This is a genomic window from Pseudomonas sp. CAN1 (assembly GCF_030462585.1).
Classification (GTDB): Bacteria; Pseudomonadota; Gammaproteobacteria; order Pseudomonadales; family Pseudomonadaceae; genus Pseudomonas.
In genome coordinates this window covers 100,111-118,990 of record NZ_JASMRU010000012.1, presented here as the reverse complement: position 1 = coordinate 118,990, position 18,880 = coordinate 100,111, and the positions used below count along the sequence as shown (strand labels likewise).

The 18,880-nt window shown below is 64.6% G+C and carries 14 protein-coding genes; 7 read left to right on the top strand and 7 right to left on the bottom strand.

Annotated features, from left to right (window positions below):
• Nucleotide 1: 1 nt before the first annotated feature.
• Both QO207_RS17400 and QO207_RS17395 read right to left on the bottom strand, forming a co-directional pair.
• Nucleotides 2-961, bottom strand: coding sequence for a MoxR family ATPase (locus QO207_RS17400; RefSeq protein WP_038803712.1), 960 nt, complete (start codon nucleotides 959-961; stop codon nucleotides 2-4).
• Nucleotides 962-1,022: 61 nt separating this feature from the next.
• Nucleotides 1,023-1,895 (bottom strand): DUF1353 domain-containing protein, encoded by an 873-nt coding sequence (locus QO207_RS17395; RefSeq protein ID WP_301533579.1) that lies wholly within the window; start codon nucleotides 1,893-1,895, stop codon nucleotides 1,023-1,025.
• A 304-nt stretch (nucleotides 1,896-2,199) separates the two neighbouring features.
• Between QO207_RS17395 and QO207_RS17390 the strand changes: the two genes are divergently transcribed.
• Nucleotides 2,200-7,062, top strand: coding sequence for an NAD-glutamate dehydrogenase (locus QO207_RS17390; protein WP_301533578.1), 4,863 nt, complete (start codon nucleotides 2,200-2,202; stop codon nucleotides 7,060-7,062).
• 674 nt (nucleotides 7,063-7,736) lie between these two features.
• Here QO207_RS17390 and QO207_RS17385 read toward each other — a convergent pair.
• On the bottom strand, nucleotides 7,737-7,952 hold the full coding sequence (locus QO207_RS17385; RefSeq protein WP_301533577.1) for a hypothetical protein: 216 nt from the start codon (nucleotides 7,950-7,952) through the stop codon (nucleotides 7,737-7,739).
• A 199-nt stretch (nucleotides 7,953-8,151) separates the two neighbouring features.
• Between QO207_RS17385 and QO207_RS17380 the strand changes: the two genes are divergently transcribed.
• Nucleotides 8,152-8,682: a hypothetical protein gene (locus QO207_RS17380; RefSeq protein ID WP_301533576.1), complete on the top strand. Its 531-nt coding sequence runs from the start codon at nucleotides 8,152-8,154 to the stop codon at nucleotides 8,680-8,682.
• On the opposite strand, the gene QO207_RS17375 is transcribed toward QO207_RS17380, so the two are convergent.
• Entirely contained in the window at nucleotides 8,673-8,885 is a 213-nt protein-coding gene (locus tag QO207_RS17375; protein WP_301533575.1) for a DNA-binding protein, read from the bottom strand. The two genes, QO207_RS17380 and QO207_RS17375, sit on opposite strands and share 10 nt — an antisense overlap.
• 122 nt (nucleotides 8,886-9,007) lie before the next feature.
• On the opposite strand from QO207_RS17375, the gene QO207_RS17370 reads away from it, so the two are divergent.
• Nucleotides 9,008-9,415: a helix-turn-helix transcriptional regulator gene (locus QO207_RS17370; RefSeq protein ID WP_301533574.1), complete on the top strand. Its 408-nt coding sequence runs from the start codon at nucleotides 9,008-9,010 to the stop codon at nucleotides 9,413-9,415.
• 2 nt (nucleotides 9,416-9,417) lie between these two features.
• Here the strand turns inward: QO207_RS17370 and QO207_RS17365 are convergent, their stop codons facing one another.
• Nucleotides 9,418-10,299, bottom strand: a complete 882-nt coding sequence (locus tag QO207_RS17365) for a DUF6685 family protein (RefSeq protein ID WP_301533573.1) — start codon at nucleotides 10,297-10,299, stop codon at nucleotides 9,418-9,420.
• 150 nt (nucleotides 10,300-10,449) lie between these two features.
• Between QO207_RS17365 and QO207_RS17360 the strand changes: the two genes are divergently transcribed.
• Both QO207_RS17360 and QO207_RS17355 read left to right on the top strand, forming a co-directional pair.
• Entirely contained in the window at nucleotides 10,450-10,671 is a 222-nt protein-coding gene (locus tag QO207_RS17360) for a DUF2835 domain-containing protein (protein WP_301533572.1), read from the top strand.
• Between the two features lie 53 nt (nucleotides 10,672-10,724).
• Nucleotides 10,725-11,750, top strand: a complete 1,026-nt coding sequence (locus tag QO207_RS17355; protein ID WP_301533571.1) for a quinone-dependent dihydroorotate dehydrogenase — start codon at nucleotides 10,725-10,727, stop codon at nucleotides 11,748-11,750.
• 132 nt (nucleotides 11,751-11,882) lie between these two features.
• Here the strand turns inward: QO207_RS17355 and rmf are convergent, their stop codons facing one another.
• Nucleotides 11,883-12,101 carry a ribosome modulation factor gene (rmf, locus tag QO207_RS17350; protein ID WP_081519407.1) on the bottom strand — a complete coding sequence of 73 codons (219 nt, stop codon included), beginning with the start codon at nucleotides 12,099-12,101 and terminating at the stop codon, nucleotides 11,883-11,885.
• A 481-nt stretch (nucleotides 12,102-12,582) separates the two neighbouring features.
• Here rmf and rlmKL point away from each other — a divergent pair, with 481 nt between their 5' ends.
• Both rlmKL and QO207_RS17340 read left to right on the top strand, forming a co-directional pair.
• On the top strand, nucleotides 12,583-14,766 hold the full coding sequence (rlmKL, locus tag QO207_RS17345; protein WP_301533570.1) for a bifunctional 23S rRNA (guanine(2069)-N(7))-methyltransferase RlmK/23S rRNA (guanine(2445)-N(2))-methyltransferase RlmL: 2,184 nt from the start codon (nucleotides 12,583-12,585) through the stop codon (nucleotides 14,764-14,766).
• A 103-nt stretch (nucleotides 14,767-14,869) separates the two neighbouring features.
• Entirely contained in the window at nucleotides 14,870-17,281 is a 2,412-nt protein-coding gene (locus QO207_RS17340) for a diguanylate cyclase (RefSeq protein ID WP_301533569.1), read from the top strand.
• Between the two features lie 40 nt (nucleotides 17,282-17,321).
• Here QO207_RS17340 and dacB read toward each other — a convergent pair whose 3' ends face one another.
• Nucleotides 17,322-18,758 (bottom strand): D-alanyl-D-alanine carboxypeptidase/D-alanyl-D-alanine-endopeptidase, encoded by a 1,437-nt coding sequence (gene dacB / locus QO207_RS17335; protein ID WP_301533568.1) that lies wholly within the window; start codon nucleotides 18,756-18,758, stop codon nucleotides 17,322-17,324.
• Between the last annotated feature and the right edge of the window lie 122 nt (nucleotides 18,759-18,880).

Genomic DNA, 18,880 nt, shown 5'->3' with positions numbered 1-18,880 from the left:
GTCAGGCGACGGCGACCACGTCGAGGATGCGCTGGACCACACGGTCCTGGTCGATCCCGGCGGCTTCCGCCTCGAAGGTGAGGATCAGGCGATGGCGCAGCACGTCGAAGAGCATCGCCTGGATGTCCTCGGGGCTGACGAAGTCACGCCCGGCCAGCCAGGCGTGGGCACGTGCGCAGCGGTCCAGGGCGATGGAGCCGCGCGGGCTGGCGCCGTAGGACAGCCACTCGGCCAGCTCGGCGTCGTACTTGGCCGGGGTGCGCGTGGCCATGATCAGCTGCACCAGGTATTCCTCCACCGCGTCGGCCATGTACAGGCCGAGGATTTCGTGGCGGGCGGCGAAGATGGCTTCCTGGGTGACCCGGCGCTCAGGCTTGGTCTCGCCGTTCAGCGCCTCGCCACGGGCCTGCTGGAGGATGCGGCGCTCCACGGAGGCTTCCGGGTAGCCGATCTTCACGTGCATCAGGAAGCGGTCGAGCTGGGCTTCGGGCAGCGGGTAGGTGCCTTCCTGCTCGATGGGGTTCTGCGTCGCCATTACCAGGAACAGCGGCGGCAGGTCGTAGGTGCTGCGGCCAACGCTGACCTGGCGCTCGGCCATGGCTTCGAGCAGGGCGGACTGCACCTTGGCCGGCGCGCGGTTGATCTCGTCGGCCAGCACCAGGTGATGGAAGATCGGCCCCTGCTGGAACACGAAGCTGCCGTTCTCCGGGCGATAGATTTCGGTGCCGGTGATGTCGGCCGGGAGCAGGTCGGGGGTGAACTGGATGCGGTGGAACTCGGCCTCCAGGCCTTCGGCCAGGTCCTTGATCGCCTTGGTCTTGGCCAGGCCCGGTGCGCCTTCCACCAGCAGGTGGCCGTCGGCGATCAGGGCGATGAGCAGTCGCTCGATGAGCTTTTCCTGGCCGAGGATCTGGCTGGAGAGATACTGGCGCAGTGCAAGGAGCGACTCACGATGTTCCATCGCGTGGATTTCCTGGACGAAAGGTGGGGCTGTCGGGCCGCCTACTTTACTGCATCGGCTCTCACTCTTGCAGCGCTGCGCTGCGAGCCTTGTGCGGCGCTAGTGATTCCTGCGACGGCGTAGTGCCCGGCAGCGGGCTCAGGCAGCGCAGGGTGCTGTTGGCGTTGCGCTGCTGACGCATGTCGCGGGCGCCGCCGTGGATCACCGCGAAGCGGTAGATCCAGGCCAGCAGGCGCGGCATGCCGGCCTCCAGCAGCATACGGTGGAACAGCTCGTCGGCCTCGGCTTTGGTTACCGGGGCGACGTTGAGGAACTGGTACAGCGCGTCATGCACCAGGCTCGCGTGGTGGGCTACCGGCCAGAACATCACGTGTTCCTTCTGCTGGCCGTGGCGCAGGCACTGCACACTTTCCAGGTGCTCCCACCAGTCCGGCGTGCCGAGGGTGGCGACCCAGAAGAACGGCACCTTGGGCGAGCAGCCGTCCCAGGCGTAGGTGCGGGTGCAGCCGAAGTCGTAGCTGACGGTGCCATCGGCCAGGTCTACGCTGGCCGGGCCGGGGTTGATGATGATGCGTCCGTCATGCACCACCAGCCATTCGCTATAGAAATAGCGGCCGTTGAACAGCGCGTCCTCGCGCACCAGCGGGAAGTCGATGTAGTTGATCCACGGGCCGCTGCGGTCGCGGCTGCAGAAGCCCCACTCGCGCACTGAGCGCTCGCGTGCGGCTTCGACCCGGCGCAGGCGCTCGTCGCGGCCGACGATGCGCGGCAGCAGCACGCCCAGGTAGACCGGGATGGCGCCCAGCAGCAGCGGCCGCACCGCCTCGTCCAGGAACAGCCAGGCGAGGACCAGCAGCGTCACTCCCAGCAGGGTGACGAGCAGGTTACCCAGGTGGCGCAGCAGCGGGCGGTGCAGGGGAGGGTGGCGTTGCATGGCGTCCGTTCCAGGCCTGGGGCCGCCATGATAGCGCTATGACATTTCTTTCGTCAGATACGGAACGATCGTACGGCGATTTCTGTCGTCTCCCCGTAGGCGCGCGCCTGCATGCCGTTGAACGAATATGTCGCAGCCCCGTAAGCCAGCGCCGGTCGACTCCCGATAAGCTCGCTGGGATGAGTGACCGCCCGGTCGGGGCTGTCAATCGTGGGTCACACTGCCCGGCTATACCTGTGGCCCGACACAAGACGATATGCGTTCTACGCTCAATCCATCAAAACGAGTCCAGCGGAGTAACAACATGGCGTTCTTCACCGCGGCCAGCAAAGCCGACTTCCAGCAACAACTGAAAGCGGCCCTGGCGCAGCACGTCGACGACAAGGGCCTGCCACAAGTGGCCCTGTTCGCCGAGCAGTTCTTCGGCTTCATCTCCCTCGACGAATTGACCCAGCGCAGGTTGTCCGACCTGGTCGGCTGCACCTTGTCTTCCTGGCGCCTGCTGGAACGTTTCAAACCCGCCCAGCCTGAAGTGGCGGTGTACAACCCCGATTACGAAAAGCATGGCTGGCAGTCCACCCACACCGCCGTGCAGGTGCTGCACCCGGACCAGCCGTTCCTGGTGGACTCGGTGCGCATGGAGCTGAACCGCCGCGGCTACAGCATCCACACCCTGCAGACCAACGTGCTCAGCGTGCGCCGCAACGCCAAGGGCGAGCTGCTGGAAATCCTGCCGAAGAACAGCACCGGCAAGGACGTGCATCAGGAATCGCTGATGTACCTGGAGATCGACCGTGTCTCCCAGGCTGCTGAACTGCGCACCCTGGAGAAGGCCCTGCTGGACGTGCTCGGTGAAGTCCGCCTGGCCGTCGCCGACTTCCCCGCGATGCGCACCAAGGCCGAAGAACTGCTGGCCTGGCTGGGCAAATCCAAGGTCAAGGCAAGGGCGGAAGAGACCGCCGAGGTCCGCGCCTTCCTCGAATGGCTGCTGGACAACAACTTCACCTTCCTTGGCTATGAAGAATTCACCGTGCAGGAGGAGGCCGACGGCGGCCACCTGGTGTACGACGAGAAGGCCTTCCTCGGCCTGACCAAGCTGCTGCGCGCCGGGCTGAACAAGGACGACCTGCACATCGAGGACTACGCCGTCGCCTACCTGCGCGAGCCGGTGCTGCTGTCCTTCGCCAAGGCCTCGCAGCCCAGCCGCGTGCACCGCCCGGCCTACCCGGACTACGTGTCGATCCGCGAGATCGACGCCAAGGGCAAGGTCGTCCGCGAGTTCCGCTTCCTCGGCCTGTACACCTCGGCGGTCTACGCCGAGAGCGTGTTCGACATCCCCTTCATCCGCGGCAAGGTCGCCGCCGTGCTGAAGAACTCCGGCTTCGACAGCAAGGCGCACCTGGGCAAGGAGCTGGCGCAGATCCTCGAAGTGCTGCCGCGCGACGACCTGTTCCAGACCCCGGTGGACGAGCTGTACAACACCGCCATGTCCATCGTGCAGATCCAGGAACGCAACAAGATCCGCCTGTTCCTGCGCAAGGACCCGTACGGCCGCTTCGCCTACTGCCTGGCCTACGTGCCGCGCGACATCTACTCCACCGAAACGCGGATCAAGATCCAGCAGGTGCTGATGGAGCGTCTGAAGGCCAGCGACTGCGAGTTCTGGACCTTCTTCTCCGAATCCACCCTGGCCCGCGTGCAGTTCATCCTGCGCGTCGACCCGAAGAACCGCATCGACGTCGACGCCGCCCAGCTGGAGCAGGAAGCCATCCAGGCCTGCCGCTCCTGGCAGGACGACTACGCCGCGCTGGTGCTGGAGAACTTCGGCGAAGGGCAGGGCAACAACCTGCTGGAAGACTTCCCCAAAGGCTTCCCGGCCGGCTACCGCGAGCGCTTCCCCGCGCATTTTGCGGTGGTCGACCTGCAGCACCTGTCCAGCCTCTCCGACAGCCGCCCGCTGGTGATGAGCTTCTACCAGCCGTTGGCCCAGGGTGAGCAGCAGCTGCACTGCAAGCTGTACCACGCCGACACGCCGCTGGCGCTGTCCGACGTCCTGCCGATCCTGGAGAACCTCGGCCTGCGCGTGCTCGGCGAGTTCCCCTATCGCCTGCGCCACAGCAACGGTCGCGAGTACTGGATTCACGACTTCGCCTTCACCTACGCCGAAGGCCTGGACGTCAACATCCAGGAGCTTAACGAGACCCTGCAGGACGCCTTCGTCCACATCGTCAACGGCGACGCCGAGAACGATGCCTTCAACCGCCTGGTGCTGACCGCCGGCCTGCCGTGGCGTGACGTGGCGCTGCTGCGCGCCTACGCCCGCTACCTCAAGCAGATTCGCCTGGGCTTCGACCTGGGCTACATCGCCAGCGCGCTGAACGCCCATGTGGATATCGCCCGCGAACTGGTGCGGCTGTTCAAGACGCGCTTCTACCTGGCTCGCAAGCTCACCGCCGACGACCTGGAAGACAAGCAGCAGAAGCTCGAACAGGCCATCCTCACCGCCCTGGACGATGTCCAGGTGCTCAACGAGGACCGCATCCTGCGGCGTTACCTCGACCTGATCAAGGCGACCCTGCGTACCAACTTCTACCAGCCGGACGCGGCCGGGCAGAACAAGAGCTACTTCAGCTTCAAGTTCAACCCCAAGGCCATCCCGGAAATCCCGCGGCCGACGCCGAAGTTCGAAATCTTCGTTTACTGCCCGCGGGTGGAAGGCGTGCACCTGCGCTTCGGTGACGTGGCCCGTGGCGGCCTGCGCTGGTCGGATCGTGAGGAAGACTACCGCACTGAAGTGCTGGGCCTGGTGAAGGCGCAGCAGGTGAAGAACGCGGTGATCGTGCCCACCGGCGCCAAGGGCGGCTTCATTCCGCGCCGCCTGCCGGTTGGCGGCAGCCGCGATGAAATCCAGGCCGAGGCCATCGCCTGCTACCGCATCTTCATTTCCGGGCTGCTCGACATCACCGACAACATCAAGGAAGGCCAGATCGCGCCGCCGGCCAACGTGGTGCGCCACGATCCGGACGACCCCTACCTGGTGGTGGCGGCGGACAAGGGCACCGCGACCTTCTCCGACATCGCCAACGGCCTCTCCGCCGACTACAACTTCTGGCTCGGCGACGCCTTCGCCTCCGGCGGCTCGGCCGGCTACGACCACAAGGGCATGGGCATCACCGCCCGTGGCGGTTGGGTTTCGGTGCAGCGACACTTCCGTGAACGCGGCATCGACGTGCAGAAGGACAACGTGACCGTCATCGGCATCGGCGACATGGCCGGCGACGTGTTCGGCAACGGCCTGCTGATGTCGGACAAGCTGCAGATGGTGGCGGCCTTCAACCATATGCACATCTTCCTCGACCCCAACCCGGATGCGGCGGCGAGCTTCGCCGAGCGCCAGCGCCTGTTCAACCTGCCGCGCTCCAGCTGGTCCGACTATGACACCTCGCTGATTTCCGCCGGTGGCGGCATCTTCCTGCGCAGCGCCAAGAGCATCACCCTGACGCCGGAAGTGCGCGCGCGCTTCGACATCGACGCCGAGCGCCTGACCCCGACCGAGCTGATCCACGCGCTGCTCAAGGCGCCGGTGGACCTGCTGTGGAACGGCGGCATCGGCACCTACGTGAAGTCGAGCAAGGAAACCCACGCCGACGTCGGCGACAAGGCCAACGACGGCCTGCGCGTGGACGGCCGCGAGCTGCGGGTGAAAGTGGTGGGCGAGGGCGGCAACCTCGGCATGACGCAGCTGGCGCGGGTCGAGTTCGGCCTCAACGGCGGTGCGTGCAACACCGACTTCATCGACAACGCCGGTGGTGTGGACTGCTCCGACCACGAGGTGAACATCAAGATCCTGCTCAACGAGGTGGTGACCGCCGGCGACATGACCAGCAAGCAGCGCAACAAGCTGCTGGCGGAAATGACCGACCAGGTGTCCGATCTGGTGCTGGGCAACAACTACAAGCAGACCCAGGCGCTGTCCCTGGCCGAGCGCCGCGCCCGCGAGCGCATTGCCGAGTACAAGCGGCTGATGAGCGATCTGGAAGGCCGTGGCAAGCTGGATCGCGCGCTGGAGTTCTTGCCCACCGACGACGCCCTGGCCGAGCGCATCGCCGCCAACCAGGGGCTGACTCGCGCAGAACTCGCCGTGCTGATCTCCTACAGCAAGATCGATCTGAAGGAACAGCTGCTGGGCTCGCTGGTACCGGACGACGACTACCTCACCCGCGACATGGAGACGGCCTTCCCGCAGACCCTGGTCGACACCTTCGGCCCGGCCATGCGCCGGCACCGCCTGAAGCGCGAGATCGTCAGCACGCAGATCGCCAACGACCTGATCAACCACATGGGCATCACCTTCGTGCAGCGCCTGAAGGAGTCCACCGGCATGACGCCGGCGAACGTGGCGGGTGCCTACGTGATCGTGCGCGATGTCTTCCATCTGCCGCACTGGTTCCGCCAGATCGAGGCGCTGGACTACCAGGTGCCTGCGGAGGTGCAGCTGACTCTGATGGACGAGCTGATGCGTCTGGGACGCCGTGCTACGCGCTGGTTCCTGCGCAGCCGTCGCAACGAGCAGGACGCCGCCCGCGACGTCGCGCACTTCGGCCCGCGTATTGCTGCCCTGGGCCTGAAGCTCAACGAACTGCTCGAAGGCCCGACCCGCGAGCTGTGGCAGGCGCGCTACCAGGCCTACGTCGATGCTGGCGTGCCGGAGCTACTGGCGCGCATGGTCGCTGGCACCAGTCACCTCTACACCCTGCTGCCGATTGTCGAAGCGGCGGACGTCACCGGCCGCGACCCGGCCGACGTGGCGCGCGCCTACTTCGCCCTGGGCAGCGAGCTGGAACTGACCTGGTACCTGCAGCAGATCAGCTCCCTGCCGGTGGAAAACAACTGGCAGGCGCTGGCCCGCGAAGCCTTCCGTGACGACCTGGACTGGCAGCAGCGGGCGATCACCGTCTCCGTGCTGCAGATGCCGGATGGCCCGGCGGAGATCGATGCGCGTGTGGCGCTGTGGCTGGAACAGCACGCCCCGATGGTCGCCCGCTGGCGCGCCATGCTCACCGAGCTGCGGGCTTCCACCAGCACCGACTATGCGATGTACGCCGTGGCCAACCGCGAGCTGCTCGATCTGGCACAGAGCAACCAGCAGGGCGTCTGCCCGGCCTGATGCTCCGAACCGTCTGACCTTTTGATGCTCCAGCCCCGCCTTGTGCGGGGCTTTTTTTCGCCTGAGGTTGCGGGGGTTCCAGGGCGGGTTCGCGAGCAAGCTCGCTCCTACGAAGAGCGCTCCGGTGTTTGGCGGTGCTGTAGGAGCGAGCTTGCTCGCGAACGGTTGGTAGGGCGGATAACGTGTCAGCGTTACCCGCCGTGGTGGCATCGGCGGATAACCTGTTCCGGGGTATGCGCCCTACGCAAACACCGGCTCTCGCTTTTGCTCTTGAGGTCTTCCAGAGGAATATCCGCACGCTCCGGAGTGCCCCTTTCAGGAGGCCGAAGGTGATCGGAGTTTCAGGGGTTGAGCGACATGGATGTCGCGAGAGCCACGATGGGCCAGGGACGGCCCTTCGTGGCGGGCCCCTGGAACTCCGAAGAACCGAGGGTACTTTTCTCGAAGCGAAAAGCCGGATGGAGGGGCGAGACTTTTTGGTTCCTTTTGTGGCGTTTGACAAAAGGGACTCGCCCGAGGGGGCGAAACACAGACCCCGCGCGCGCGCCGAAGCGGCGCAGAACACCCAAAGCAAGAGCATCGCGGAGAAGCTCCGCTCCTACAAAAGCAAAGACAACAGAGCTAGCCTGCAGGAACGCCCTGGATAGGCAATTAAAAACGGGTCCAAAACCCAATCAGCTCCCGCTCCGCCCATCCTCATGCGGCTCGGTCAGCGCCCGCCGGTACTTGGCGAACAGCTCGTCCGACATGTTGCTCGCCCCCAGCATCTTCACGGCGAAGGACTTCACCTGCTCGTCGCTGTACGGCTCGTGTTGCGCCGCCGGTTGGCTGGCGCAACCCACCATCCACAGGGGCATGATCAGGGTAAAAAGAGCGAGGACACGGTTCATGGCTTTTGCACGCAGGCTGGTTCGGAATGGAAATCAGGCTATCAACCGCTTGGGTCGAGCAGAAATCATCCCGTTCAATAGTGAGTATCGTTCTGGCGAAATCCGACCGATCGGTCTGTCAGAAGGTTCCCTGCCTACGGCGTTTTTCTTCGAATAGCGATATCCTTCACGGCTGTTCATTTCTACGCAGGACCTCCCCATGAAAGCGCAAATCGTCGAACTCCTCACGCTGATCAGCTCCGGCTGCCTGGGCGAGGAAGAGATCACGCAGATCGCCGACGAAGCCGCCCAGGCGTACGCCGATCCACAGACCTTCCTCGCCGCCAATCCGGATATCAACTACGACGAGAGCTTCCCGATTCCGTTGGGCGAGTGGGTCGTGGCGGGCAGCCTGCCGGAAATCGTGCTGTTCATGGGCGACAGCTACGAGGAGCTGTTCGGCGAGATTCGCGCGTCCTTCGATCCGAGCGTGAGCTTTGTGCTGCAGGCCAAGCAGCTGCGCAAGGCCGAGCCGCTGGCCGCACTGAACCGCATCCAGACTCAACTCGGCGCACTCTATCCGGAGAAGGGCGGCTACGTACTGGTGGACTTCAGCGAGCCGCTGGATACCGAGCTGCAATGCGTACTGGTCTACCGCAACGACCTGGAGCGCGTCATGCAACTCTGCGTGGAAATCGGCATTCCGGCCGTGCCGGCGCTGCAGGCGGCGCAGGAAGCCGATCAGGACTGATCCGGCTGCGTCATCAGGATCAGGGCGCCCAGGTCCACCAGGATCTGGCCGCCAATGCAGCGTGTGGGAATCTCTCCGAGATCGATCCAGCGCTGCACAATGGTCTGGCGGTCGTTCAGACCTATCAGCTGTGCAAAGCGCTGAGGCGTCACGTAATAACCCCCCGCCAGCAGATCCGCGGTGAATTCACTTTCATCGTTCATGCGGTATCCCGCACCATCTCGCACCCCTGATCCACGGGCCTCTGCCTCGCTCTGGATAGCCACTTTATCCCAACTATTAGGGTGTTTTGCCGAGCTTTCGCAGTCTCGGAGATGGATGACATATGGTGAAGAAACATTTCCTGTTCACCGCAGGAGAAAGACTACGGGCGCTTCGTTCGCTCACTGGATTATCGCGCCGCGCTTTTGCCGAAACTGTCGGTATGAAGCCCAAGGATGTGGAGAACATCGAGTACGGCAATCAGCGCATGCGCGACGAGGATTTCCAGAAGGTCTGCAGTGTCTACGAGGACTTCAGCCGCTGGATCACCTACGAAGGGCCGCTCGATTCGGCCCGGGTGACCTGGAAGGTCGCCGACTCCGCCCAGCGCGCGGCGGTCTATCTGGTCGAGCGCCATCCGCAATTGCTCAGCACCAGTGGTCTCAGCCTGGAGGAGTGGCAGGCCCGGCATGAAGAAGTGCTGGAAAGCCTGCGCAAGGAGGAGGAAGAGCTACTGAAGCGGGACGAGTGATGTCAGGCCGCAGCGCCGACGCGGCGCAGATAGGCAATGACATCCGCGGCGCCGGCTTCCCTGAGGCCACGGCCGAAGGCGTCCGACTGTGGATGATCGCGGGGCAGCAGCAGGCTCTCCGGGGTCTCCGAGTTGAACAGGCCGAAGCGCGCATAGGGCATGCCGGTCTCCAGCAGCAACTCCATGAAGGCGGCATCACTCCATGCCTTGGTCGGCATGCCGAGCATGTGGAAGTCGCGCTCCAGCTCATCCAAAACCGCCGACTGGAGCTCGAAGCGCTGGATGCTGGCCGGCAGAATGATCTCCAGCCCGCGCCGGCGCGCGTAGACCACTGCGTTGGCCAGCTCACAGGGATGGTTGTCGTCGTCCCAGAACAACCTCGATCCGTGCCAGCCGGCACTGCGCAGCTGCAGTGGGGCCTTGCGCTCGAAGCCAGGCAGGGCCACGCCGAGCACCTTGGTGAAATCGTTGTAGCTGATGATCCGTACCTTGCGGCAGTTGTCGCAGTTGGACAGCTCTTCCAGCGTCGGCCGCGAGCTGTCCAGCACGGTGCGGCAGCAGAGGCCGTCGATGCTGCGCAGGTCGACAGCGGGATGTTCTTCCTGGCGCACGGCGACGAGGCGCTTGAGTACCGCGTGAATGCGCGCCTTGTCCTCCTGCACCGGGCCGGAAAGAGCACCGCGCGGCAGGTCGATCAGGCGATATAGCGGTGGCCCGGATTGCCAGCCGATACCACTGGCCAGTGCCGGCAGCGATTCGAAGGGCAGATCCAGAATGCGACTGCGCTCGGCCACGTTGTGTCCGTCGGCGCCGCCGATACCCAGGCGCTGGGCGAGGGCGGCAAGACGACTGGTCACGCTGCGGGGGCGGGGTGGTTGACTCATGGACGACGCAAGACTCCCGATGGCCGGACGGTCAGTGCAGGAAGCGCCGGAGCGGATGCGCGGCGAATTGCCCTAAGCATAGGAAACCCTGACGCCGATTGGCGCGTGGTCTGTGGCAAAATTCTTCCCATCACTTTCGAGGTGGCCTCCATGGCTCGCGTAGTTCTCGATATCTCGTTGCCGCTGGACCGGCTGCAGGCGCTCTACCGCGGGCATGCCAACCGGGTCCAGGTGCTCAGTCGCGATGGTCGGCAGGTCAATCTGCCAGCGCATCACCTGCGTCCATTCGTCACCCACAGCGGTATCCAGGGTAGCTTTGAGCTGGAATTCGACGATTCCGGGCGGCTGCTGGCGCTGCGTCGCCTCGCCTGAGCGAGGGCGGGCTGGCTATAATAGCGCCCCATTTTGCCGACCGATGCCCGACCATGTACAGCCTGGCCCGCGAGCTCCTGTTCAAGCTCTCCCCGGAAACCTCCCATGAATTGTCCATCGACCTGATCGGCGCCGGTGGCCGCCTGGGCCTCAACGGCCTGCTGACGCAGGCTCCGAAAAGCCTGCCAGTAAAGGTCATGGGACTGGAATTCGCCAACCCGGTGGGGCTGGCTGCCGGCCTGGACAAGAACGGTGATGCCATCGACGGCTTCGCCCAGTTGGGCTTCGGTTTCGTCGAGATCGGCACCGTCACCCCACGTCCGCAGCCGGGCAACCCCAAGCCGCGCATCTTCCGCCTGCCGCAAGCCACCGCGATCATCAACCGCATGGGCTTCAACAACCACGGCGTCGATCACCTGATCGAGCGGGTCAAGGCGGCGAAGTACAAGGGCGTGCTGGGCATCAATATCGGCAAGAACTTCGATACCCCGGTCGAGCGGGCGGTGGACGACTACCTGATCTGCCTGGACAAGGTCTACGCCCACGCCAGCTACGTCACGGTCAACGTCAGCTCGCCGAACACCCCCGGCCTGCGCAGCCTGCAGTTCGGCGATTCGCTCAAGCAATTGCTCGAAGCGCTGCGCCAGCGTCAGGAAGACCTGGCCGTGCAGCATGGCCGCCGCGTGCCGCTGGCGATCAAGATCGCCCCGGACATGAGCGATGAGGAAACCGCGATGGTCGCTGCCGCGCTGATCGAGTCGGGCATGGACGCGGTGATCGCCACCAACACCACCCTGAGTCGCGAAGGCGTCGAGAACCTGCCGTTCGGCAACGAGGCGGGCGGTCTGTCAGGCGCCCCGGTGCGCGAGAAGAGCACCCATATCGTCAAGGTGCTGGCTGGTGAGCTGAGTGGTCGTTTGCCGATCATTGCCGCTGGCGGCATCACCGAAGGCGCCCATGCGGCTGAGAAAATCGCTGCGGGCGCGAGCCTGGTGCAGATCTATTCGGGTTTCATCTACAAGGGCCCGGCGCTGATCCGCGAAGCGGTGGACGCCATTGCGGCGGCCAAGCGGGCCTAGCTCCTGCGGGGTAGCTACAGACGGTAGAAATACAGACAGTAGAAATAAGTAGGGCTCCTTTCGGAGCCCTTGGGCTTGCGCCCTTTTCCGCCCGGATGGGGCGGCTTGGGGAAGTCGGGGGTGACCCTGGATTCAGCCTGTTGCGTGCTGCAATTGGTTCACTCGTTGAATACCGGCGGCGCCGGTCAAACCATCCCAGTTGTCGCCACGGCCCTCACGCCAGCCATTGAGCCAGGATTGCCGGGTAGTGGGATGGGTAAACGGACAGAGATCGCGAGATTTTCCAGTGATGCCGTGCTGATAACCGCGCAAAAAGGCTCTTTCCAACGGATCACGCTTAAGTCTTCTCATAGGGTGTTGCCCTCACTTGTTGACTGTTATGTCCCGTTGGCCCCCCAGGGAGGCCGGGCGGAATGTTCCGCCAAATGGGGCGCATTGCCGGCGTGACGCGCCCCGCCCGACACCATTGCGGTGAAGGATTACCCCGAGTTCTATCGAAAGGTTCCGGGGCTGTGAATGACCAATTTGTCATAAGGACGTAACTCTTATGGGTTTGGGCCATAAGGTTCGTCCGGTTTGCAAAATGCCAGTACGGCATAACCCGCCAGGGGCGGGAGCTTGCCGAGGATCAAGAGGAATGTGTGTCTAATTGAGACCACCTCTCGTTCCGACGAGTGGGATGACTTTCTGCGACGCGAGGCCGCAGGCCGGTTGCCGGTCCATCCCTGAAAATGACTACAGGGGTTGCCTGGGTTCTCTCGAATGAACCCGAGGTGGCCGACAAGGCCATAAGCGGCTTTGATGAAAGGGCTACGGCCCGGGAACTATTTGCATGTCGGATTTGCACGATCTCTTCCTTACCTGCCCGAAAGGGCTCGATGGCCTGTTGCTGGAGGAAGCCCAGGCGCTCGGGCTGACCGAGGCGCGTGCCCAGGTGTCGGCCATTCGCGGCAAGGGCGACCTGGAGACGGCCTACCGCCTGTGCCTCTGGTCGCGCCTGGCCAACCGCGTGCTGCTGGTGCTCTCGCGCTTCCCGGTCAGCAATGCCGAAGACCTCTACCTGGGCGTCAACGCCGTCCAGTGGAGTGACCATCTGGACGCCGGCGGCAGCCTGGCGGTGGAGTTCAGCGGCAAGGGCTCGGGCATCGACAACACCCACTTCGGTGCGCTGAAGGTGAAGGACGCCATCGTCGACAACCTGCGCGCCGAGTTCGGCCAGCGTCCGAGCGTGGACAAGGTCAACCCGGACATCCGTGTGCACCTGCACCTGGATCGCGGCCAGGCTGTGCTGTCTCTGGACCTTTCCGGTCACAGCCTGCACCAGCGCGGTTACCGCCTGCAGCAGGGCGCCGCGCCGTTGAAGGAGAACCTTGCCGCTGCCGTGCTGATCCGCGCTGGTTGGCCGAAGATCGCCGCTGAGGGCGGCGCGCTGTCTGACCCCATGTGCGGTGTCGGCACCTTCCTTATCGAGGCCGGCCTGATTGCCGCTGATGTGGCGCCGAACCTCAAGCGCGAGCGCTGGGGCTTCAGCAACTGGCTGGGCCACGTACCGGCGATCTGGAAGAAGCTGATAGACGAAGCCCAGCAGCGCGCCGAGATTGGCCTGGCCAGGACTCCGCTGTGGATTCGCGGCTACGAAGCCGACCCGCGCCTGATCCAGCCGGCGCGTAACAACATCGAGCGCTCCGGTCTCGGCGAGTGGGTGAAGATCTACCAGGGCGAGCTGGCCACTTTCGAGCCGCGTCCGGACAAGGGCCAGAAGGGCCTGATCATCTGCAACCCGCCCTACGGCGAGCGCCTGGGTGATGAAGCCAGCCTGCTCTATCTCTACCAGCACCTGGGCGAGCGTCTGCGCCAGAGCTGCATGGGCTGGATCGCCGGGATATTCACTGGCGCGCCGGAGCTGGGCAAGCGCATGGGCATTCGCAGCCACAAGCAGTACGCCTTCTTCAACGGCGCGCTGCCCTGCAAGCTGATCATGCTCGACGTGGAGCCGCGCCAGTTCGTGACCGGTGACCGTGGCGAACGCAGTGAGTCAACGCCAGCGCAGGGCGCTGCGGTGATCGAGCAGGCGCGCCTGAGCGAAGGTGGGCAGATGTTTGCCAACCGCCTGCAGAAGAACCTCAAGGCACTCGGCAAGTGGGCGCGCAAGGAAAAGATCGAGTGCTACCGGGTGTATGACGCTGACATGCCCGAATACGCCCTGGCGGTGGATTTGTATGGCGACTGGGCACACGTACAGGAGTACGCGGCGCCCAAGTCCATCGACCCGGAGAAGGCGCAGATCCGCTTGCTCGACGCGCTCGCCGCGCTACCGCAGGCGCTGGGCATCCCCACCGAGCGCATCGTCATCAAGCGTCGCGAGCGCCAGGCCGGCAAGAAACAGTACGAGCGGCAGAGCGCCGAGGGCCGCTTCATGGAAGTGGACGAGGGTGGCGTAAAGCTGCTGGTCAACCTGACCGACTACCTCGACACCGGCCTGTTCCTCGACCATCGGCCGATGCGCCTGCGTATCCAGCGCGAGTCTGCCGGCAAGCGCTTCCTCAACCTGTTCTGCTACACCGCCACGGCCACCGTGCACGCGGCCAAGGGCGATGCGCGCAGCACCACAAGCGTTGACCTGTCGAAGACCTACCTGGACTGGGCGCGGCGCAACCTGTCGCTCAACGGCTTCTCCGACAAGCAGCGCCTGGTGCAGAGCGACGTGATGGAGTGGTTGCGCGAGGATCGCGGCGAGTACGACCTGGTGTTCATCGACCCGCCGACCTTCTCCAACTCCAAGCGCATGGAAGGCGTGTTCGACGTGCAACGCGACCACGTCGAGCTGATCGACCTGGCCATGGCGCGCCTGGCCAAGGGCGGAGTGCTGTACTTCTCCAACAACTTCCGCAAGTTCGAGCTGGACGAGGGCCTTGCGGCGCGTTACCAGGTCGAGGAGATCAGCGCCCAGACCCTGGACCAGGACTTCGCCCGCAACAGCAAGATCCACCGCGCCTGGCGCATCAGCGTACGCTGAACCCCGCGACGCGCGGCCTTCGCGGGCCGTGCGTCGTGTCATCACTGGGCAATTGGCCATCGGCTGCTATAAGAACTGGATAACCCTGAGAACGGGAATACAGATGACTCAGTTGCCGGCCTACGAGCAGTTGCCCGCCGCTCAGGGAGTCGTCAGCCAGAAGAAGGCCTTGCGCGCCGCCGGCCTGGTGCTGGTGGTGGGCCTGTTGCTGACGGCTTTGCTGGGCTGGAATGTCTGGCGCAATGCCCGCACCGCCCTGGAGCAGCAGTTCGCCCTGGCCGCCAACGAGCGGATCGATCGGGTGCGCGAGCGGCTGTCGGTGCAACAGAGCGAGCTGGAGTCGATCCAGCGTTTCTTCGAGAACTCCCGGCAGGTTTCTCGCGAGGAGTTCGAGCACTTCGTAAGCCCGCTGCTGGGCGATACCCTTGGCTATGCCTGGCTGCCCCGTGTGGAGGGGCGCAATCGTCAGGCCTTCGAAGACCGCGCCCATGCCGCCGGCATGCTCGACTACATGATTTTCGAGCTCGACCTGCAGGGGCGACCGATCCCGGCGCGGGTCCGCGATGGCTACTTCCCGGTGCTCTATGGCGCTTCAGAATATCTGCAGGAAATGCCGCTGGGGCTGGACCTCAATTCCACACTGCCGGGGCGCGACCTGACCCAGCGCGTGGTGAAGGAGCGTGCAGTCGCGGCTTCCATGCCGGTGATCCTGCCTGGCGCGCCGCCCGCGGATTCCACCGGCGTGCTGCTGGCAGCGCCGTTCTATCGCAGTGGCGTGGTGCCCAGCCCCACGGCGGAAACCCGCGTCGGCCTGCAGGGCATCCTGCTGGCGGCGATCAGCTATCGGCTGCTCATCGAGCAGGGGCCGGAGGGAACCATCGAGCAACTGGCGCTGACTTTACGCGATGCCAACGACCAGCGGCCTGATGTCCCACTTTATCGCAGCCCGGTAGCGGCGGATCGCACGGCCGGGCTGGTTTCCGAGCGCCACCTGGCCTTTGCCGGGCGCGATTATCTGGCGCGGGTTGAGCCCTCCAGCGATTTCCTGCGGCGCAACCAGGGGCATCCGCAGTTGTGGGTGGTGTTTGGCGGCGGGCTGACCTCGGTGCTGCTGGCCGGCTATGTCCTGACCCTGCTCGGCCAGCGCCAACGCGCTCTGCAACTGGTGGGTGAGCGTACCGCCGAACTGCGCGCCAACCAGCTGGAGCTGCAGGAGAATCAGGCGCGTCTGCACTTTGCGATGGACAGCGCCGGCCACGGGGTCTGGGACTGGAGCCTGGATACCGGCAACGTCTTCTACTCCCACGCCTGGAAGGCGATGCTCGGCTACCGCGATGGGGAGATTGGCGCTACTACCGAGGAGTGCCTCAGCCGCGTCCATCCCCATGACCAGGAGTCGCGCTGCGCTGCACTGCGTGCCCATCTGCGCGGCGAGTCGTCGCAATACCAGAGCGAGCACCGCCTGCGCTGCAAGAGCGGGCGCTGGCTGTGGGTGCTGGATCGCGGCCAGGTGGTGGAGCGTGGCAGCGACGGTGCGCCACGGCGGATGATCGGCACGCAGACCGATATCAGCTCGCGCAAGGCCGCCGAGTTGGAACTGGGCGAGGTGAACAGCCGCCTGCACGGACTGCTCGACGCGGCGACCCAGGTGGCTATCGTGTCCACCGATCTGCGTGGCTTTGTACGCAGCTTCAATGTCGGCGCGGAACGCATGTTCGGCTACAGCGCCCAGGAAGTGATTGGACGCCCGGTGCCGGAGAACGTCTTCGTCAAGGATGAGATCCGCCGTCGCGCCCACGATCTGTCCAGCCTGCTCGGTCGCGACATTCGCGGCTTCGAGGTAGTCGGCGCGCTGGTCGGCGAGGGGCACGAGGAGCACGAGTGGACCTGCGTGCGGCGTGACGGCCGGCAATTGAAGATCAACCTGATCATCACCGGCATGCGTGACGCCGCTGGCAGCATGACCGGTTACCTGGGCATCGCCACCGATATCACCCGGCGCAAGGAAGCAGAGCTGGAGCTGCGGCGCCTGTCGGTCACCGACGCCCTGACGGGCATTCACAACCGCCGTTATTTCAGGGAGCAACTGGACCTTGCCATGGCCCGTTGTGCGCGTAGCGGCGAGCCGCTGTCGCTGGTGATGTTCGACATCGACCACTTCAAGGACATCAACGACCGTTACGGCCACGAGGCGGGCGACATCGTGCTGGTCACGCTGTGCCAGCGTATGGCCCAGCGCTTGCGCAAGGTGGACATGTTCTGCCGTCTGGGCGGCGAGGAGCTGGTGGTGCTGTGCCCCGGAAGCACGACCGACCAGGCCTGGCAACTGGCTGAAGCACTGTGGCAGGCGTTGCGTGGCCAGCCCATGGATGGCGTTGGCGTGGTGACTGCCAGTTTCGGCGTGGCTTCATGGTGCGTTGGCGAGAGCGCTGACGACCTGATGCGCAAGGTGGATCGCGCTGTCTACCGGGCCAAGCGTCTCGGCCGGGACCGGCTGGAACGCGTCGAGGCCTGAAACGAAAACCCCGGCCAGTGGGCCGGGGTTCGCGTGGAGGTCAGTGTTTGGTGCTGCTGTAGAGGTCCAGCAGCACCTGGTCGAGGATCGACGAGGCGCCCCACGGCCGGTTGCTGTTGAGGATCGCCACTACCACCCAGGTTCGACCGTTGGCGTCGCGGCTGAAACCGGCAAGGGCGCGCACGGTGTTCAGGGTGCCAGTCTTGACGTGGGCTTCGCCGGCCATGGGTGTGCCGCGCAGGCGTTTGCGCATGGTGCCGTCCTTCGCCACGATCGGCAGCGAGGAGATGTACTCCGCGGCATAGGGACTGTGCCACGCGGCCTGCAGCATGGCCGCCATTTCTCGGGCGCTGACGCGCTCATCGCGGGACAGCCCCGAACCGTTCTCCATGACCAGATGGCTTGCGGTAATGCCCTTGCGCGCCAGCCACTGGCGGATCACCCGCTGCGCGGCCTGGGCATCGTCGGCGTCGGCGCCATTGCGGTACTGGCGGCCCACCGAGAGGAACAACTGGCGGGCCATGGTGTTGTTACTGAACTTGTTGATGTCACGGATGATTTCCACGACGTCCGGCGACAGGGCGCGGGCCACCAGGGTGGCGTTCTTCGGCACGGTGCCTTCGCGATCCTTGCCGAGGATGCTGCCGCCCAGTTCCTGCCAGATGCCGCGCACGGCGCCAGCGGTGTAGGCCGGGTGTTCAAGCAGCGACATGTAGGTCTGCGCGCTGCAACCCTGGGGAATCTGCCCGGTGGCGACCAGCGAGGTGCCGTCGAACTGCGTTACCGGGCTGAAGCGCAGCTTCGGCCAGGCCGGGCAGGGCGCGGCCTTGCTCACTTGGATCTGGTTGTCGATGCGTACGTTGGCCAGCGGCGGATCCATCAGTACGGTGGCCTTGTTGCCTTCGCTGCGGATCACCAGGCGCACGCTCTTGAGGTTGACCATCAGCGAGTCGGGGCCGACCAGGAACGGCTTGTTGTCGTCGCCGCCGTCGTCGTTGAACACCGGCAACTGCGGGATGTTGAAGTAGCTGCGGTCCAGCACCAGGTCACCGGTGACCTTGAGTACGCCGTTGGCGCGCAGGTCACGCATCATCAGCCAGAGTTTCTCCAGGTTCAGCTTCGGGTCGCCGCCGCCCTTGAGGTAGAGGTTGCCGTTGAGGACACCGTCCTTGAGCTGGCCGTCGGTATAGAACTCGGTCTGCCACTGGTAGGTGGGGCCGAGCATTTCCAGGGCGGCGTAGGTGGTGAACAGCTTCATGGTCGACGCCGGGTTCACCGAGACGTCGGCATTGAAATAGGTGGCGTTGCCGGGGCCTTCCAGAGGGATCATCACCAGCGACAGGGCGTCGTCGGTCAGCTTGCTGGCCCGCAGCGCCTTCTGAACGCGTTCGGGCAGGGTGGAGTTGATCTGGGCAACGGCAGGCAGGGCAAAGGGCAATAAGGTAGCGAGAGCGAGGACACGCAGTGATTTGAACATAGAAAAGGTGACATCCCAGTGGTCGGGCATTGACTTGAAAAAATGAAAAGATGAAGCGCAACACTACAAATGGAATACTCCCTGTTGAATCGGGAGCTGTTACACATTATGCCGCAAGCGGC

Bases quoted from the DNA above. Each gene is read 5' to 3' on its own strand.
- QO207_RS17400 (WP_038803712.1), bottom strand. From the start codon at position 961: ATGGAACATCGTGAGTCGCTCCTTGCACTGCGCCAGTATCTCTCCAGC.
- QO207_RS17395 (WP_301533579.1), bottom strand. From the start codon at position 1,895: ATGCAACGCCACCCTCCCCTGCACCGCCCGCTGCTGCGCCACCTGGGT.
- QO207_RS17390 (WP_301533578.1), top strand. From the start codon at position 2,200: ATGGCGTTCTTCACCGCGGCCAGCAAAGCCGACTTCCAGCAACAACTG.
- QO207_RS17385 (WP_301533577.1), bottom strand. From the start codon at position 7,952: ATGAACCGTGTCCTCGCTCTTTTTACCCTGATCATGCCCCTGTGGATG.
- QO207_RS17380 (WP_301533576.1), top strand. From the start codon at position 8,152: ATGAAAGCGCAAATCGTCGAACTCCTCACGCTGATCAGCTCCGGCTGC.
- QO207_RS17375 (WP_301533575.1), bottom strand. From the start codon at position 8,885: ATGAACGATGAAAGTGAATTCACCGCGGATCTGCTGGCGGGGGGTTAT.
- QO207_RS17370 (WP_301533574.1), top strand. From the start codon at position 9,008: ATGGTGAAGAAACATTTCCTGTTCACCGCAGGAGAAAGACTACGGGCG.
- QO207_RS17365 (WP_301533573.1), bottom strand. From the start codon at position 10,299: ATGAGTCAACCACCCCGCCCCCGCAGCGTGACCAGTCGTCTTGCCGCC.
- QO207_RS17360 (WP_301533572.1), top strand. From the start codon at position 10,450: ATGGCTCGCGTAGTTCTCGATATCTCGTTGCCGCTGGACCGGCTGCAG.
- QO207_RS17355 (WP_301533571.1), top strand. From the start codon at position 10,725: ATGTACAGCCTGGCCCGCGAGCTCCTGTTCAAGCTCTCCCCGGAAACC.
- rmf (WP_081519407.1), bottom strand. From the start codon at position 12,101: ATGAGAAGACTTAAGCGTGATCCGTTGGAAAGAGCCTTTTTGCGCGGT.
- rlmKL (WP_301533570.1), top strand. From the start codon at position 12,583: ATGTCGGATTTGCACGATCTCTTCCTTACCTGCCCGAAAGGGCTCGAT.
- QO207_RS17340 (WP_301533569.1), top strand. From the start codon at position 14,870: ATGACTCAGTTGCCGGCCTACGAGCAGTTGCCCGCCGCTCAGGGAGTC.
- dacB (WP_301533568.1), bottom strand. From the start codon at position 18,758: ATGTTCAAATCACTGCGTGTCCTCGCTCTCGCTACCTTATTGCCCTTT.